At 60.1% G+C, this 16,909-nt stretch carries 12 protein-coding genes; 6 read left to right on the top strand and 6 right to left on the bottom strand.

Annotation, left to right across the window (positions count from 1 at the left end; genetic code table 11):
* Positions 1-70: 70 nt before the first annotated feature.
* Positions 71-1,498 (bottom strand): PTS transporter subunit EIIC, encoded by a 1,428-nt coding sequence (locus tag ACESSC_RS08230; protein ID WP_055252140.1) that lies wholly within the window; start codon positions 1,496-1,498, stop codon positions 71-73.
* A gap of 490 nt (positions 1,499-1,988) precedes the next feature.
* Here ACESSC_RS08230 and ACESSC_RS08225 point away from each other — a divergent pair, with 490 nt between their 5' ends.
* Positions 1,989-3,326: a prolyl oligopeptidase family serine peptidase gene (locus ACESSC_RS08225; protein ID WP_055252141.1), complete on the top strand. Its 1,338-nt coding sequence runs from the start codon at positions 1,989-1,991 to the stop codon at positions 3,324-3,326.
* A 262-nt stretch (positions 3,327-3,588) separates the two neighbouring features.
* The gene (locus ACESSC_RS08220) at positions 3,589-5,100 is read left to right on the top strand and encodes a nucleoside hydrolase-like domain-containing protein (RefSeq protein ID WP_373162397.1); all 1,512 of its coding nucleotides are present in this window, start codon (positions 3,589-3,591) and stop codon (positions 5,098-5,100) included.
* A gap of 286 nt (positions 5,101-5,386) precedes the next feature.
* Here the strand turns inward: ACESSC_RS08220 and ACESSC_RS08215 are convergent, their stop codons facing one another.
* Both ACESSC_RS08215 and ACESSC_RS08210 read right to left on the bottom strand, forming a co-directional pair.
* Positions 5,387-6,808 carry a PTS transporter subunit EIIC gene (locus tag ACESSC_RS08215; RefSeq protein WP_118271013.1) on the bottom strand — a complete coding sequence of 474 codons (1,422 nt, stop codon included), beginning with the start codon at positions 6,806-6,808 and terminating at the stop codon, positions 5,387-5,389.
* A 158-nt stretch (positions 6,809-6,966) separates the two neighbouring features.
* Positions 6,967-7,809: a PRD domain-containing protein gene (locus ACESSC_RS08210; protein WP_373162395.1), complete on the bottom strand. Its 843-nt coding sequence runs from the start codon at positions 7,807-7,809 to the stop codon at positions 6,967-6,969.
* 598 nt (positions 7,810-8,407) lie between these two features.
* Here ACESSC_RS08210 and ACESSC_RS08205 point away from each other — a divergent pair.
* The 4 genes from ACESSC_RS08205 to ACESSC_RS08190 all read left to right on the top strand — a co-directional run bounded on the left by ACESSC_RS08205 (position 8,408) and on the right by ACESSC_RS08190 (position 12,705).
* A complete protein-coding gene (locus ACESSC_RS08205) occupies positions 8,408-9,145 on the top strand; it encodes a DUF4428 domain-containing protein (RefSeq protein WP_373162394.1) in 738 nt (245 codons plus the stop codon).
* Positions 9,146-9,169: 24 nt separating this feature from the next.
* Positions 9,170-10,492 (top strand): hypothetical protein, encoded by a 1,323-nt coding sequence (locus ACESSC_RS08200; protein ID WP_373162392.1) that lies wholly within the window; start codon positions 9,170-9,172, stop codon positions 10,490-10,492.
* Between the two features lie 48 nt (positions 10,493-10,540).
* Positions 10,541-11,782 carry an SPFH domain-containing protein gene (locus ACESSC_RS08195; protein WP_373162391.1) on the top strand — a complete coding sequence of 414 codons (1,242 nt, stop codon included), beginning with the start codon at positions 10,541-10,543 and terminating at the stop codon, positions 11,780-11,782.
* Between the two features lie 80 nt (positions 11,783-11,862).
* Complete coding sequence (locus ACESSC_RS08190) at positions 11,863-12,705, top strand: hypothetical protein (protein WP_373162389.1); 843 nt, start codon at positions 11,863-11,865, stop codon at positions 12,703-12,705.
* 190 nt (positions 12,706-12,895) lie between these two features.
* Here ACESSC_RS08190 and ACESSC_RS08185 read toward each other — a convergent pair whose 3' ends face one another.
* Genes ACESSC_RS08185 through ACESSC_RS08175 form a run of 3 tightly spaced genes read right to left on the bottom strand, consistent with a single transcriptional unit; the run spans position 12,896 to position 16,811 of the window.
* A complete protein-coding gene (locus ACESSC_RS08185; protein WP_373162388.1) occupies positions 12,896-13,519 on the bottom strand; it encodes a response regulator transcription factor in 624 nt (207 codons plus the stop codon).
* On the bottom strand, positions 13,516-15,009 hold the full coding sequence (locus ACESSC_RS08180; RefSeq protein WP_373162412.1) for a sensor histidine kinase: 1,494 nt from the start codon (positions 15,007-15,009) through the stop codon (positions 13,516-13,518). The genes ACESSC_RS08185 and ACESSC_RS08180 overlap by 4 nt, the downstream gene beginning before the upstream one ends.
* Before the next feature lie 2 nt (positions 15,010-15,011).
* Positions 15,012-16,811 carry a histidine kinase N-terminal 7TM domain-containing protein gene (locus ACESSC_RS08175; RefSeq protein ID WP_373162386.1) on the bottom strand — a complete coding sequence of 600 codons (1,800 nt, stop codon included), beginning with the start codon at positions 16,809-16,811 and terminating at the stop codon, positions 15,012-15,014.
* Between the last annotated feature and the right edge of the window lie 98 nt (positions 16,812-16,909).

Here is a 16,909-nt window from a genome sequence, read left to right as displayed (position 1 = left end):
AGACCCCGCCGGGCTTACGCCTGACGGGGCCCTGTCGTGTAGGGGTCTTTTTAGACCGAATGGCTTGGCCTTAGGCCTCCATCTCGGCGAGCTCCTCCTTGGAGAAGCCAGTGGCAAAGACGACGGCTGCTGCGATGACAAAGGAGATTGCCATACCGACGATAGCCCAGACGGTGTTCATCTGTCCACCCTGCAGGTAGTTGGTGAAGACCAGGAAGTTGGAGGCACCGCCGGCCAGGTAGTAGGTAACACCCATGAGGCCGGAGAACACAGCGCCGATGGCACCGCCGATGAACATGCCGAGCATAGTGCGACGGAAGCGCATGAGGATACCGAAGAGCGCGGGCTCGGTGACGCCGCCGGCGATGGCGGAGATGACGTAACCGATGGCGAGAGACTTCTCGTCGGGGTTCTTCATCTTGAGGAAGGCACCGAAGGCGCAGCCCCAGACGGCGGCCATAGCGCAGTTGGTGGAAACGAAGACGAAGGGATCGTAGCCGGCAGCGATGATCTGAACCTGAGCGAGCAGGATGACGGGCATGTGCATGCCGCAGACCACGAAGAGCTGCCAGAAGGCGCCGAGGATGGCCATGACGATCAGGATGCCGATGCCGCCAAGGTCAGCAAGGCCGAAGAGGGCGTTGGCGATCAGCGTACCGATCTCGTTGCCGATCGGAGCGAGGACGATGAAGGCAATGGGGATCGTGACGATCATGGTGCAGAACGGCGTGAAGACCGTGGACAGCACGTCGGGCATGACCTTCTTAAAGAACTTCTCAACAAAGTACAGGACGGGCACCGAGAGAATGATCGGCAGGACGGACTGCTGGTAGTTGGCAGCGGCAATCTGGATGCCGTAGACGGAGATGATTCCGCCACCCTCCTGAGTCGCGACACTCACGACGGACGGGGCCATGAGAGCGCCGCCGAGGAGCATGCCCAGAACCGGAGAGGCGCCGAGCTTCTTAGCGGCGGCATAGCCCAGGTAGATGGGGATAAAGGTGAACGTGGCCTCGTACAGCGTGGTGTAGAGGAACGTATAGGTCGGATCGGTATCGGAGAGCACACCGAGCATGGTGGGGCCGAGGACGGCCGCGATGGTGCGGAACAGACCGCCAGCCATGAGCAGTGGGATGAGCTGGGTCATGGAGCCGGACAGATAGTCGAGGATGATGTTGGGCAGGTTCTTGAGCTCGAACTTCTCCTTGGGAGCATCGAGGTTCTCGTTGACGGCCTCACCCTGCTTGACGCCGGAGATGGCGACGAACTCGGCGAGCACCTTGGGCACGTTCTGGCCAATGATGACCTGGAGCTGGCTGCCGGCGAACTGGCAACCCAGAACACCCTTGACCTTCTTGATCTTCTCCACGTCGGCCTTGCTGTTATCCTTGAGCGTCAGACGCAGGCGCGTCATGCAGTTGGTGGCAACGGAAACATTCTCCGCGCCGCCCACGAGCTCGAGGACATCGGTGGCAATCTGCTTGTTATCTACTGCCATGGGACCCCTCCCCATATCTTCGTGTGCCAGCCCCCTTGGGCTTAAGCACGCCTTTGGCCCGGCGACTATAACCCCTTACGGTTGCCGGACCCTTGGATACGCTTTTGTAAACAAGGTGTTTACTGAACGTTTACAGGCTTTAGTTTACACGGAGCGCCTCATTTGTGGCAATTTTGCCGTCTGAAGTCCGGTGAACGGTAGGAAATCGGGGGTGAGCGTATTTAAATGGCAGAAGATGGTCTCTTTGGCCATCTATTCATATATAGCTCTTTACGTGGGCTTTTATTTTGATAAACACCTCGCTGACCTGTTACCTCATCAGCAGAAGCCCTGCTAGAAGTTAGTAAACATATGTTTAGTGGTTCATTGCGTGTTCAGTTTTGCCGTTTACCGAGTTTATCTGCTTGTTCTGCAATTCTGGATTAAACTAAACATGTTTATATTGTATTGCCGCTTATGTTTCGTGTTGGCGGCACAAGGGAGGCAGCTCATGGAACTCAAATCGTGTACCTACGCAACCGTCACCACCTTGGGCGACTTTGGCCCCTGGATCAGCAAGGTCGTACTCGACCTGCCCTGCACCGTGCGCGCCAACGATATCGACGCAAGCACCTTCCATATATATGTAGAGCGTCACGAGCGCACGGGCGAGGTCCTGATGCGCAAGGAGCGCGGCGCCGACCATGCCGCGCCCTCCGCGGGTTACATCGACATTCTCGCCGCATATCCGTGCGACGAGAACGGACGTAAGCTCGCCGTGGGCACCCATGTGGCGCTCGAGGTCGCCGAGCAGCGCCTGACCAAGACCATCGAAGGCGGCGTCATGGGCTCGCGCATGCTCGATGACCAGCTGCGCATCACGCAGCTCACAGCTCTTCCCGGCAACGACGGCGACGATCCCACCTGCGGCCTGGTCTTCGACACCTGCCGTGGCGATATCTGCCCCGCGCTCAAAGGCTGGAGCAACGCCACACAAAAGACCGCCGTCGACGGCATCGCGCTCGAATACGGCTTCTTTGAGCCCAGCTTTAAGGCCGAGGACTCAGCATGCTTCAACCCCTTTGCGCCCGAGGCAACGGTTGTGCCCCAAAAGGCCCCGCTCGTGGTGTATCTGCACGGCGCCGGCGAGGGCAAGGGCACCACGCAAGGCGAAGGCGCCACGCGTGCCTATATCGGCAACCGCGTCACAGCCATTAGCCAGGCGCAGATCCAGCGCTACTTTGGCGGCTTCGCCTGGGTGCTCGTGCCGCAGTCGCCCACGTTTTGGATGGACAACGGCGTCGAGCAGCTCGGTCACTCCAACCAGAGCATCTACTCCCCCGTGCTCAAGGCGCTTATCGACGAGTTTGTCGCCGAGCATGCCGACCGCATCGACACCGACCGCATCGTGGTCGCCGGTCTTTCCAACGGCGGCTTTATGACCCTGCGCCTGTGCGCCGACTACCCCGATTTCTTCGCCGCGGGCCTTCCCTGCTGCGCCCCGTGGTACAACGCCACGGACGAGGACGTGGCCGCGCTCGCCAAGACGCCGCTGTGGTTTACGCACTCCAAGGGCGACGAGCTTGTGTCACCGCAACAGACCGTGCTGCCGCTCACGGCGCGCCTGCGCGATGCCGGCGCCAACGTGCACCTCACCTACTTTAGCCATGTCGAGGACCTGACCGGCGTGTATCGCGAGGCCGACGGCTCGGCCAAGAAGACGTTCAACCACGGCGTGTGGATCCACCAATTCAACGACCTGTGTTATCAAGACTTCGACGGGGGCAACGTACTCATCGACGGCGAGCCGGTGGGCTGCTGGGAGTGGTCGGCCAGGGTCGACCGCTAAGCCCTCCCATCGCGGGGACCGGGGTTTAGTCTCGCAAACGTCCTCGGGCATGCATGGGCTGGCGCTTTGCGCTTCGCGCTGCGCCTGCCCATGCCCCCTGCGGAATGTTTGCAAGACTAAACCCCGGTCTCCGCTGCGTTGACGTTGCTGTGACCCTGGCCGGCCGCTTCTAGCGGGCCGCCGGGTCGGTGGCGATGGGGGCATGGGTCCTGTCTTGCCTTGCGCGTAACTGGCTGAATTGATTTTGATTGGAGCTGTTCCTATGTCCCAGAAGTTGACTCGGGTGATTGTTACCACTGATATGGAAGTCGATGATATGAACTCATTTGTTCATTTGGCTCTGTATCTCAACTTGCTTGATGTTCAGGCTGTGGTGTATACGGCTTCGCAGTATCACTTTCTTGGGGATGGAGTTCATACGCTCGGCGAGGTGAATTCGCATTGGCGGACCAAGGGCGTGCGCTCCTATACCTGGGATGTTGTGCCTCATGAGCCCGATCCGCTGGCCGGCGAGCTTCGCGAGTATCGGCCTTTTCCCGAGCATTGGATCGAAAGTCTTTGGAGCAACGAATACGCCCAGGCTTGGCCGCAGCTGCAGGCCAATGCCGTTGCCGCCGGCGAGCCGTCCTTCCCCACGCCCGCACAGATGATTGAGCGTACGTTTGTGGGAAATGTTGCTTTTGAGGGTGATGTGACTGAGGAGACGCCCGGTTCGCGCGTCATCGCCGATGCCATCATGAACGACGACCCCCGCACGCTGTGGCTGCTCAGCTGGGGTGGTATGAATACTATCGTTCGTGCCCTCATGAGTATTGCCGAGCGTTATCGCGCCACACCCGAGTGGCCCGCCGTACAGCAGCGGGTCTATCAGAAGGTGCGCGTGATGGGCGTTGCCGATGGCGTGGGACAGGACAACTCGTGGCTCGACCATGGGCGCGAGCTCTTTCCCGAGCTCGTCTTTTGGCGTGTGCCCTATATGTATGGCGGCTATGTCGACGCCAAGACGGCTCAGCCCGATACGCTGCCGCTGTTCAAGGCTCCTTGGCCTGAGCAGAATCTCACGCAGGACAACGGCCCCCTCATGGCGCGCTACATGCTCTATGGCGATGGCAAGGTCTACGAAAACGAGCCTGAGCGCTTTCAGTTTGGCAAGCATGCCCGTCTGGATTGGGGCCTGGAAGGCATGCCCGCGGTGCAGTTTGAGCGCGGCGACTTTATGGCCGAGGGTGACAGCATGACCTATATTCCGCTGCTGCCGTTTGGCCTGCGCGGTATCGACGACCGCGGCTTCGACACACTGCTCGGCCGCATGTTTCTTGATGGGCATCCCGATGCGAACGCGCCCGCCGGTCTTGCCGCCCTCGGCACGCCTGCAGACGACAATCTCAATCCCTATCTGCGTGCCTATCAGGAAGACTTTGCCGCCCGCGCGCAATGGTGCGCCCATGATCCGGCCATCTGCTCGCATCCGGCACATGTTGTCGAGGTCACGGCCGACCGCAGCGCCGCAGCCGGCGAGCGCATCGACCTTGCGGCGACCATCGTCGACCCCGACGACCGCGGCTTCGACGCACATTGGGATATCGCCGTGGACCCGTCGAGCTATGCAGGCGTCCAGGATCTGTCGATGTGGCAAGAATGCACGGTAGACACCGCTTTCATCGTGCCCGCCGACGCACGACCCGGCGACCGCTTTGTGCTCACCCTCACCGTGCTGACGCACGCCGAGCGCCCCTGCACCCGCTACGCCCAGGTCGCCGTGACTGTGGCGTAGCAAGGACAGCGCCAATATTCAACAAAGAGCGTCCCCAGGTACCAAACGAGCGAGGATTTTTGGACACCCAAATGACGAGAGTGGATAATCTCCCACTTTGAGCCTGCACACAGGCCAAAAACGGGAGATTATCCACTCTCACTCTACGGGTACTCATTGGGGACGTACTTAAATGACTAGTCAGACAAGAACGTCCAAGTGCCAAAAAAGGGGCGCCGTCGGAATATCCCGGCGGTGTCCCTTGCGCTGAACTGTCCCCCAGAGGAGAAAATACCTGTAGGAAGCGTTACTCCTCGTCAAGCTCGGCCTGGTCGGCCTCGGTGATGCCAAAGAAGAAGGCGAGCACGGCGGAGACGATAAAGGCCACGGCAAAGCAGATGCCAAAGTTGATGAGGTTGCCCATACCCGGGGTGAGGTAGCCCAGGAACACCAGGAAGTTGGAGTTGGCGCCCGGCATACCCAGCGTCACGCCCAGAATGCCGGCGAGCAGACCAGAGATGGCGCCGCCGATAACCATGCAGGGAATCATACGCTTAAAGCGCATGATGCAGCCAAACAACGCGGGCTCGGTCACGCCACCGAGGATAGCCGAGATGACATAACCAAAGGTCAGGGCCTTCTCCTCCTTGTTGCGGATGCGCAGCGCGGCACCAAACACGGCACCCCACACGGCAATCATGGCAAAGTTGGACGCAACAAAGATGAACTTGTCCTCGCCCAACGCCATAAAGGTGGCGAGAGCCGGCATGATCACGGCGATGTGCATACCGGTCAGAACAAACAGCTGCCACAGACCGCCGACGATTGCCATGGCGATGTAGAAGCCGATACCGGTGCCCGCCATACCAAAGAGGACGGCGGAGAGCAGGTTACCGAGCTCGTTGCCGATAGGACCAAGCACGATAAGCTCGATGGGCACCATAACGACCATCGTAAAGAACGGCGTAAAGACGGTAGACAGAACGTCCGGCACAATCTTCTTAAAAAACTTCTCGACCCAGTAGAGCGCGGCGCAGGAAAGCAGGATCGGCAGAACCGTCTGCTGGTAGTTCTGCAGCGGAGCGCTGATGCCATAGACCGTGAGCGAGGTCTCGCCGCTCTGGGCGAGCGCCACGATGTCGGGGCAGATGAGGATACCGCCGCAGAACATGCCGAGCACCGGACTCGCACCGATCTTCTTGGCCGCGCTGTAGCCCAGATAGACCGGCAGCAGGTACATGGCCGCGTCAAACAGGTAGGTGTAGAACAGCAGGTAGGTGGGATCGGTCTCGGGCACCAGGTTAAAGACCTGCGGACCGATGAGCGTGCCGATGCACTTGAACAGGCCGCCGGCCATCAAGATGGGGATCAACGCCACCATGGAGCCGGACAGGTAGTTGAGGATGTTGTTGCCGATCACCTTGGGCGTGAGCTTTTGCTTAGGTGCATCGAGGTTCTCGTCGATTGCGGCGCTCTTGGCAAAGCCGCCCATTGCACACACCTCGTCATAGACCTTGGGCACGTTCTGGCCGATGATGACCTGGTACTGACCGCCCGACTCCTGGGCGCCGATGACACCCTTGATCTTTTTGACCTTGTTGGTATCGGGAATACCGTTGTCCTTGAGCGTGAAGCGCAGACGCGTCATGCAGTGCGTCACGCCCGAGACGTTCTCCTTGCCGCCGACGGCTGCAAGCACGTCCTCGGCAATCTTCTTGTTGTCGGCCATAATGACCTCCTTTTCTCGCGGGACCCGCCCGCCGGCACCTCTACGGCGCCCTCAACAACCCGTCGCCCGGCTGCCGCGATTTGTAAGGGGTATGGGGAGCTTCGCGGCGGCCTCAGGCCGGTTTACCTGCAGCGATAACCGACGCTGCTGCGGTATATCTACACCCGGGGGTGCGAGATACGATGAATGTGCATGAGCACGTATAGCTTCTCGGAGTCGCTGATCTGACATCCAAAATGTTCCTCGATAAGCACGCAGGCGTAGTCGAGAACCTCAGCCGAACGGCCCATCTCGCCGCGCACGGTTCCGTAAAGCTCCGCGCCGTCGGTGTTCATGGGCTCACCGGTACGAATGCGCCCAAACAAATAGTGGATATGGGTAGCGAAGCGTGCAAACTCAAAGCCGTGACGGTCGACCTCGATTCCGTAGGTCTTCTCGATCCTTGCGATGATGGCGCCAATGAGACGTTCATCGTCGCGGGCCTCGGCGTCGGTTTCGGCCTCGTTCTCGGGCGCCAGACGCGCGTTGAGCAGGCACATGGCGATCCCCACGCCCTCGCTCTCTGCAAGCTCCACATTGAGGGCATCGAAGATACGCCTGAGGGCAAAAACGCCCACCTTGTACTCGATGGGATACATCTGCGCCACGTCATAGGCGAGCGGCATCTGCACGGTAATGCCGCGCTTGGCGCGCTGCAGGGCAAAAGTAATGTGGTCTGCAAGGGCGAGCACGGCGTTGTGACTGAGTTCGTAGGGGAGCTCCAGGTCGGCGGCTTGAATGATTTCGGCAGAGACCGCGAGCACGCGGGGCGATAGCTCTTCGAGAAGCGCCAGGTAATGTTCGTCCACGTTGTAGAAGGTGCGCTCGATAGCGGCGAGCGGCAGGTCGCCCGTCTCCTTGTCGATAGCGAAGGCGATTCCCTTGCCAAATGCAACGACGCTTCGACCCTTTGAGTCGGTGCACATAACTGCGTTGTTGTTGATTCGCTTGACGACCTTCACAGTTCTTCCCTTCGGCAACGGCGTTCTACGGCGGCGCATGGCGTGCATGCGCGGGCGCAAATCGACGAGCCGCCCGATCATGCCTCGAAGGGAGTCGCACTCAAGCTGAGCTCTTTATAGTATTTAAGCGTCATTGAATCGCTTTAATAGCGGAATTGTGGCCGCGCTTGGTGAACGGTCGGCATTAATCGGTGAACGGTCGGCCCCCTGCGCGGCCGACACCGTCTCCCGTTTAGAGGTAGCCCCCAGGCAAGGAGTGTCCCCAGGTGCCGGCACAAAAGGAACGTCCCCAAGTGCCAAACGAGCGGGGATTTTTGGACACCCAAACAACGAGAGTGGACAATCTCCCACTTTGAGCCCACAAGCAGGCCAAAAATGGGAGATTATCCACTCTCGTTCTGCGAGCACTCATTGGGGACGTACTTAGATGAGTAGTTTCACTCATTTAAGTACGTCCCCAATGAGTACCCAATGAGTAGGAAAAATGGGCCATGTGTCCCAGTTGTGGAGACTCGTTGAGCCGTCTGGGTATCGTGAAAGATCGCGCACTCCCCCATCATCAAAAGTGACACACGCTACCTGTTGATGGGAGGCAGCCATGGGCTTCTTTGACAAGATGTTCGACAAGAAAGAGTGCGCGATTTGCGGTACCGAGCTGGGACTTTTGGGAAAGACCAAGATCAGCGAAGGCTACCTGTGCAAAGAGTGTGCCGGCAAGCTCTCCCCCTACTTCCACGGCTATCGCTCCAGCACCGCGGACGATATCCGCGAGCAACTCGCCTACCGCGAGGCCAATGCCGAGCGCCTGGCGTCGTTCAACCCCACGCGCACACTCTCGGCCGGGCGCACCAACATCATGCTCGACGAAGACGCGGGCCTGCTGATCATCACTTCGCAGAGCCGCTGGCGCGACGCCAATCCCGACATCATCGAGTTCTCGCAGGTACTCGGCTGCGATATGGATATCGACGAGCACCGCACCGAAATCTATCGCGAGACCAAGGACGGCGAGCGCGAGAGCTACAATCCGCCGCGCTACGACCTGGATTACGACTTTAACCTGACCATCCACGTCAACACGCCGTACTTTACCGAGATCAACCTACGCGTGAACGACTCCACCATCGATCAGCGCGGTTCCATCGAATACCGCGAGGCCAAGCGCCAGGCAACCGAGGTCCGCGACGCGCTGGTGCAGCTGCGTCAGGAAACGCGCGACAGCGTCGTGGCCGCTAAGGCCCCCAAGACCGCGGTCACCTGCCCCTTCTGCGGTGCAACCACCATTCCCGATGCCAGCGGGCGCTGCGAATACTGCGGCGGCGCCATCGGCGCATAGCCTCCGGCAGCGAAAGGACCGATCATGGCCTTCGAGAGCGTCAACTATCAGTGCCCCGCGTGTGGCGGCCCCCTTCACTTTGCCAGTGCCGAGCAAAAGCTCGTCTGCGACTACTGCGATTCGCGTTTTGAAGTCGAAGAAGTCGAGGCCCTCTATCGCGAGCGCCAGGACAAGGCAGATGCCAAAGCCGATGCCGCAGCCGCGGCCCCCAAGCCTGCTGTCGACGATGCCGTGCAGGAGCTGGCTCAAAACGCCGGCTACATCTGCTCGTCGTGCGGCGCCGAGCTCGTGTCCGACGGCACCGTCGCCGTCACCACCTGCCCGTACTGCGGCAACTCCGCCGTGGCACCCGGCCAGCTCTCGGGCGACTTCTCACCCGACCTGGTGATTCCGTTTAAGCTCGGGCGCGACGATGTCATGGCCGCGCTCAAAGACCACTACAAGGGTAAAATCCTGCTGCCCAAGAGCTTTGTCACCGGCAACCACATCGACGAGGTCCAAGGCGTTTACGTGCCGTTTTGGCTCTACGGCGCCCGCGTTGCCGGCGAAGTGTACTTTGACGCGACCAACGAGGCCGTGACCGAGGAATCCGACCGCACCGTCACGACCACCGACCACTACGACGCCTACCGTAAGGGCAATATCTCGTTTGAGCGCGTGCCCGTCGACGGATCGTCCAAGATGCCCGACGGCCACATGGACGCCATCGAGCCGTTTGACTATGACGCGCTGCGCCCGTTCTCGGTCGCCTATATGCCCGGCTACATCGCCAACCGCTATGACGAGGATTGCGAAACCTGCAAGGCGCGCGCCGAGCGCCGCATGGAGGAGAGCACGATCTCGGCCCTGCGCGAGACCGTCGTCGACGAGTACGACGACGCCACGGTCGAAAGCAAGCAGCTCGACTACACCTGGGAAGAAAACGATTATGCTCTGTTCCCCGTGTGGATGCTCTCTACCTCGTGGAACGGCAAGGGTTACCTGTTTGCCATGAACGGCCAAACCGGCCGCATGGTCGGCGAGCTTCCCTGCTCCAAGCCCAAGCTCGCTATCGCCTCGGTGCTGTTCTTTGCGATCGGATTTGTCCTTTCCCAGATTCTCTTTATGGGCGAGAACGCCTTCGATCCGGATTACCTCACCTTTGATGTCGAGGGCATCCTCATCAACATCGTCGCGCCGCTGATCATCGTGATCATCGCAGACGTGCTGCTGGTGGGCCAGCTCAAGACGGCCAACGAGGCCACCCACGCCGACTGCTACTGCGGCGAGCTCGACCTGACCGAGAAGCACGACACCTTCAGCCACACCGAGACCACCGTTGTCATGAAGGACAACAAGGACGATTAGCCATTCTGACCAATACCACCCGGCCTTTGACGAGAAAGGAAGATCACCATGGGACTCTTGAAAGCTGGATTGGGTGCTGCCGGCGGCGTCATGGCCGACCAGTGGAAGGAATTTATCTATTGCGAATCGATGCCCGCTGACGTCTTGGCCTGCAAGGGCAGCAAGCGCACCGGCGGCCGCAGCTCCAACACGCGCGGCGAGGACAACGTCATCTCCAACGGCTCCGTCATCGCCGTCAACGACGGCCAGGGCATGCTCGTGGTGCAAAACGGCAAGATCATCGAGGTCGCGCTGGAGCCCGGTGAGTTTGTCTTTGACACCGGCAGCGAGCCGAGCGTCTTTAGCGGCAACCTGGGCGACTCCATCAAGGAGACGTTCGCCAATATCGGCAGCCGCTTTACCTTTGGCGGCGACGCGGGCAAAGACCAGCGCGTCTACTTCATCAACACCAAGGAGATCATCGGCAACAAGTACGGCACCGCCTCGCCTGTGCCCTTCCGCGTGGTCGATAACAACATTGGCCTGGACGTCGACATCTCCGTGCGCTGCAACGGCGAGTATTCGTACCGCATCACCAACCCGCTGCTGTTCTACACCAACGTGTGCGGCAACGTGACCGATAGCTACACGCGCGATAAGATCGACAGCCAGCTTAAGTCCGAGCTGCTCACCGCTCTGCAGCCCGCCTTTGCCAAGATCTCGGAAATGGGCATTCGCTACAGCGCCATCCCCGGTCACACCACCGAGCTCGCCCGCGCGCTCAACGAGGTCCTCTCGGCCGACTGGCGCGACCTACGTGGCGTCGAGATCGTGAGCTTTGGCGTCAACTCCATCGCCGCCTCGCAAGAAGACGAGCAGATGATCAAGGACCTGCAGAAGGCCGCAGTCATGCGCGATCCCACCATGGCGGCCGCCAACATCGCCAGCGCCCAGAGCGACGCGATGCGCGCGGCAGCGGCCAACCCCAACGGCGCGATGGCAGGCTTTATGGGCATGGGCATGGCAGGTGGCATGGGCGGCATGAACGCTAGCCAGCTGTTTGCCGCCGGCCAGGCACAGCAGCAGGCTGCCCCGCAGCCGTCTCCGGCTCCCGCCCCCGCACCGGCACCCGCTGCCGCACCTGTGGCCGGCGCATGGACCTGCAGCTGCGGCGCCACCAACACCGGCAAGTTCTGCTCCGAGTGCGGCAGCCCCGCACCCGCCCCGGCACCGGCCAAGTGGTTCTGCCCCAACTGCGGCAGCGAAAACGGCGGCAAGTTCTGCAGCAACTGCGGAACGCCCAGGCCCTAACCCCTCTATCTGGTAATTGGCGGGGGATCCGCCACCCCCGCATTTGCTTCTATGGGTTTCGTTCGATAAAGGAGGACACCATGAAGACAACGTTCAAAAAGTCCGCACTCGCATTTCTGACATGCGTCCTGGCGCTCGCCTTTGCCCTGACGGGCTGCAGCGGCGGCGGCAAAGACCCCAAGGCCAACTTCGTCGGCAGCTGGGAACTCTCGGGTGGAACCGTGGATGGCGAAGAGCTAACCGATGAGTACATGAAGATGCTCGAGGATTGGGGTGTCCACTGCGTCCTGATTCTCGATGAGGACGGTACAGGTGCCCTCGACCTGTTCCTTGAAGTCGTCGACCTTAAATGGGAGGCAAAGGACGCCACCACCGTAACCCTCACCGCCGAAGAAGAGTCGTATGACATGAAGCTCAAGGACGGCAAACTCATCCTCGAAGAAGATGACGGAAATCTTGTCTTTACCAAGTCCGACAAGGACCTGTCCGGCACGGTGAAGAAGGATCGCGAGGCGGCCGAGAAGGAAGAGGAGATCGATGAGGCCGTCGAAGACGACGATGTCCAGAACGTCGAAATCTCCCCCGCCGTCACCGTCGCCGATGACGATCTGTGCACCATCACCATCACCGAGAAGTTCAAGGACGACTGGGGCGATATCGGCTTTGTCGTCAACATCACCAACAAGAGCGACAAGGACCTGACCTTCTACGCTCCTTCCGGCAAGACCAACGTCAACGGCACCATGAAGGAACCCTGGTTCTCGGCTCACCTGATGCCCGGCACCAACGCCACCGAGGAGTTCACGTTCTCGAGCGGCGAGCTTGACAGCCTTGACGACCTGGTCAACACGACCATCGGCATCGACGCCTACCTGACCGATTCCTACGAGGACGTCGCTTCCTACACCGCGACCATCGCGTAGCGACAGACACCGACAGCCGCGGATTGGCGGACACATCCGCGCACTTGCCAGGCGGGGCCGCAGGAGATAATCCTGCGGCCCCGCCGCTTTATGCCGACAGCACTGCCCATACAAGCAGGCCGCCCGCCGTTTTCTGATGCAAAACGGCGGGCGGCCTATCTTTGGCGTTGGAGCATGGGCGGCGCACCGACTACGGGCGCTCCATATTGGGGACGATGCTGCCCTCGGTCACCGCATGCACGGCAAGGCGCATGATGTTGTCGTAGCCGGTCTTGCTTAGGATCTCCGAGATGCGGCGCTTGATGGTGCCCTCGCTCATAAACAGCTCGGCCGCGATCTCGCGGCGGCTCTTGCCCTCGCAGGCAAGGCGCAAAATCGACAGCTCGACATCGTCGAGCGCCGCCGTACCCGAAAAAATGCTCTCGGGCGGCTTGGGAAACGTGCAATAGCCCGCCAGCGTGGAGCGCATCACGGCGAACAGTTCGTCGATACCGACGTTCTTGTACACAAAGCTATCGACGCCCGCCTCGCGGGCCTGATCGACAAAGGTGATCTCGGGCATGCCGGTCATGATAATGATGCGGCACTCGGGCAGTTGCTCCTTGATGCACGCCGCCGCCACGATGCCGTTGGAATCATGCTCGGTGCATACGTCCATCAGTATCATGTCCGGGCGCCCCCTGAGCGCGACACCTAAGGCCTCGGAGGCATCGGCGATGGCGGAAACAACGGTCATATCGGGCTGGTCACCAACGGAGCGTGCCAGGCTCTCGCGCAGAATGGCCTGGTCTTCGACAATTAACACGCGGATCATGAGCTTCTCCTTTGGACCGTGGCGCTGGAGGCGAGCGGAATGGATACCGTAAGCGTAAAGGGTGGGGCGGCATGGACCTCAAGGCTGCCGCCCAGATTCTGTGCGACATGCCTCATACCAGGGATACCCGTTCCCTCGCGATACGATACGGGGGCCGGGGACCCGTCGTTAGAAATCGTCATGCGCGCGACGGCTTCAGCATCCGCCCCCTCCTGCCACAGACGCACGTGGACCCGATGCGCCTGCGCATGCTTGGTGGCATTGGTCGAGGCCTCGCGGATAATCTGCAAAAATGCGGCGGCGACACGCGCGTTCTCAGGCAGCGCGCCCTCAACATCGATCTGTACACTCACCAGGCCAAAAGCATGGACGATATCGCCCAGCTGCTCTGCAGGCTCGCTGGCACCGCCACTGCGCAAATCGGCGGCGATTGAGCGCGGCAACGGGTCAATCTGCTCGAGCGACTCATCGTCCAGACGCCCCTCCTCCAAATAGCGATGAAGAATGGACAGGCGCTGCCCGATCACATCGTGCACGCGGGCGCGCATACGCAGGTAGGCCGCATTGTCGGCAACCTTTTTAACTTCTTCGATCTGGGCCTGGAGCTCTTTGCCCGCAAGCTCAAGCAGGTGATTGGCTTGCGCCAGGCGGTCATGAGCATGCGCGTACTCTGTCACATCAAGACCGATAATACGCTCGAACGAACGGCCCGAAACCATAACGCGATCACACACAAATAGGCGAATCTCGGCAGGAGAGACCTCGACCACCGCACGCGCCTCACCAAAGCGGTCCAGATTAATCCGCACACGATTCCTACTGCTTTCAGGCATTTGCATGCTAAGTTTGCGCAGGTCGTTCCATGTGCTGCTCATGTCACGCAGATCGGTGGGCATATGAAGTTCCACCAGGTTTTTGCGCATGCAGCGGTTCATGAGAAGCGGACGGCCCCTCGGATCTAGATACAGGATGCCCACGGGAATCACGTTGATGGTCTCGATCGTCGAGAACATGGTGATATCCTCCTGGCGGTTACGGACGTCCATCAAGAGCGCCGCGATGGAGCGGAACAGGAAGAACGCTCCCTCTGCGATAAGGACAACGGTCCACGCCGAGCCCATGGCAAAAACCACCGGTGGTGTAACGGCGACAACAAGCAACAGTTCGACCAGCATGACAAGGCGACGATAGTGCACCATAAGTACCACGCCATAGGCAAAGATTGCGGCATTGAGCCACAACGCTCCGCCCATTGCCCTGGCGCAAACGTCAAGCGGCGCCACCAGATACGAGCCAGACGACGCGAATAAGATGAGCGCCGAAATCATCAGGTGAAGCACAAGACTCGCCTCGTAGGCGCAAATCACCTTACGGTTATAGGACGAGCGGCGCGATGCGATGAGCGGGACGTGGATCGTCTGCAGACACGCAGTCAGGGCAAAGACAACATCGAGCGCAACGATTTGGGGAAGGATGAGCGAAATCTGCATCGTCACTCACCCGCCCTCGGCATCAAGACGATCATGCGCAGCTGGCCGGGCTCGCCCTCAAGGCGATATGCCACGTTGCGCCCTTGCAAAGCGCTTTTGAGCTCTTGCGCAGCGGGCGTCTGCGAAAGATCTGCATCATCGTTGGAAAAAAGCGTGGCGCGCAGCTCGACACTGCATCGGTCATGGTCGCCCAAGTGATACATAAGCGCCGGATGGTCGGTGGTGTAGGCAAAAAACGCAAAGTCATACACGCAGTCGTACAGGGCGCTTACCGTACTGGCATGCATCGGGCGCCGTATGGCGATAATCGAGGCGCAATCGATATCGATGGTGCGCAGGTCGCTTGCGAGCTCGTTGGCAATGAGCTGGATGCGGTCTCGATCAAAACCGCTCTCCCCGTGCTGTGCCAACGTGAGCGACCCCTTGCGCTTGCAATAGGCGACGAGCATCTTGGCGCGCTGCAGCATGCGGTAACGCTCGTGCGAAGACGCTTCGTCGGTCAACGGCGGCAGCGAGCTCAGCAGGTCGTACATCCCTTCGAGCGCGCGGGCAAGCGCCTGGTCCACGTCTTGGACCAGCAAGGTCTCGGCCTCTTGATCTGCCAAATGCGTCTTAAGGTCGTAGTCGGCGGCGAGCAGCTCGTTTTGACGCTGCAGCTCCATGCGACGATGTGCCAGTTCACGGTTAAGCTCGTTGAGCTCCGACACGTCTTGGGCAAGCAGCGCCGATCCGCCCAGCAGCGGAAAGGCGCGATACATTACATCGGGATCGGACGCCACGGCAAAGGCATGAGCGCGCCCGTGCTCCTGGGTCCGCAACTCCTCGCGCACGCCTACCGGCATTGGCTTTGACACTGGCGTGGCATAGGCCTCCTGCAAGTCGCGCGTTAGAACTTTGAGGTCGAACGGCAAGGTGTCGAAGATGCCAGCTATGTCGTGATACGACGGAATGACACCGCAATCGAGACAGATTTCCATCGCCACCACGCACAGGACGCAATAGACGAGCGAAAAGTTGAGCCTCCATGCCCAGGGCACGCGTAACGCATACGAGACGGCAAAGAATGCGCCACCCAGCAGTACGAGCGCCGCCGTGCCCGAGAAACGCCGGATGCGAAAGGACGAGGACCGACCAACCAGGATAAAAAAGGCCACGAAGTCGAAGACCGTCCACACGAGAACGACAAAATAACCCCAGCCGTACGTGTAATCGTTACTCCAGGTGTCGCTTGTACGGTCAAAGCGGAAGACCTGCTGATGAAAATCGTTGGTGAGCACAAATCCGATAAGCAGGATGGCCGCAATCCACAGCGCAGCGCAGTAGCGGCGACCCAGGCGGTGTTGTTCCAGGCCCGCAAGGCGCAGGCCGCAGAGCTGGTAGAGCAGCGGAATGAGCGTCATGGGCACGTAGTACAGGTACCACAGCACGGTGGCATAGAACGGCGTGAACGACTTGTACTTGAGAATGACTTCGATCATCCACAGGGCGCAGATGGTGGCGACGGCAACAAGGCGGCGACGCAACACATAGTCCAAACAGCGCAGATAGACCGATACGCCCCAAATCGAAAATACAATTGCGGCGACAAGCAGCGGGAGAGAGCTCGAATGGGCGAGCGCATCCACGACCTCTTCGGACACCTTGCTATAGGCGGGCACGGCGTTAGAAAGTTTGGGGTCGAGGGCGAACAGCGCCGGCAAGACCGCCAAAAGCATGAGGAACAGCGCGGTGATGGCGCCGGCGATAGCAAAGACGCGATGACGGTACACCTGATGTGTTATGCCAACAAGGAATCGCGGCATGGCGAAGAGCCTGCCACCCCTGGGATCCGCAACCGGCGCGGTCCGGGCGGCCGCGTGGCCGATATGTCGCTCGCGGGTACCCATAGTCCCTTTAGTGT

The sequence above is a fragment of the Collinsella aerofaciens genome, from assembly GCF_964243765.1.
In the GTDB taxonomy this organism is placed as follows: Bacteria; Actinomycetota; Coriobacteriia; order Coriobacteriales; family Coriobacteriaceae; genus Collinsella; species Collinsella aerofaciens_BU.
The sequence above is the reverse complement of the archived record's forward strand: the minus strand, read 5'-3'. Positions and strand labels throughout refer to the sequence as shown.

Coding starts and splice junctions, on each gene's coding strand:
- ACESSC_RS08230 (WP_055252140.1), bottom strand. CDS start 1,498: ATGGCAGTAGATAACAAGCAGATTGCCACCGATGTCCTCGAGCTCGTG.
- ACESSC_RS08225 (WP_055252141.1), top strand. CDS start 1,989: ATGGAACTCAAATCGTGTACCTACGCAACCGTCACCACCTTGGGCGAC.
- ACESSC_RS08220 (WP_373162397.1), top strand. CDS start 3,589: ATGTCCCAGAAGTTGACTCGGGTGATTGTTACCACTGATATGGAAGTC.
- ACESSC_RS08215 (WP_118271013.1), bottom strand. CDS start 6,808: ATGGCCGACAACAAGAAGATTGCCGAGGACGTGCTTGCAGCCGTCGGC.
- ACESSC_RS08205 (WP_373162394.1), top strand. CDS start 8,408: ATGGGCTTCTTTGACAAGATGTTCGACAAGAAAGAGTGCGCGATTTGC.
- ACESSC_RS08200 (WP_373162392.1), top strand. CDS start 9,170: ATGGCCTTCGAGAGCGTCAACTATCAGTGCCCCGCGTGTGGCGGCCCC.
- ACESSC_RS08195 (WP_373162391.1), top strand. CDS start 10,541: ATGGGACTCTTGAAAGCTGGATTGGGTGCTGCCGGCGGCGTCATGGCC.
- ACESSC_RS08190 (WP_373162389.1), top strand. CDS start 11,863: ATGAAGACAACGTTCAAAAAGTCCGCACTCGCATTTCTGACATGCGTC.
- ACESSC_RS08185 (WP_373162388.1), bottom strand. CDS start 13,519: ATGATCCGCGTGTTAATTGTCGAAGACCAGGCCATTCTGCGCGAGAGC.
- ACESSC_RS08180 (WP_373162412.1), bottom strand. CDS start 15,009: ATGCAGATTTCGCTCATCCTTCCCCAAATCGTTGCGCTCGATGTTGTC.
- ACESSC_RS08175 (WP_373162386.1), bottom strand. CDS start 16,811: ATGCCGCGATTCCTTGTTGGCATAACACATCAGGTGTACCGTCATCGC.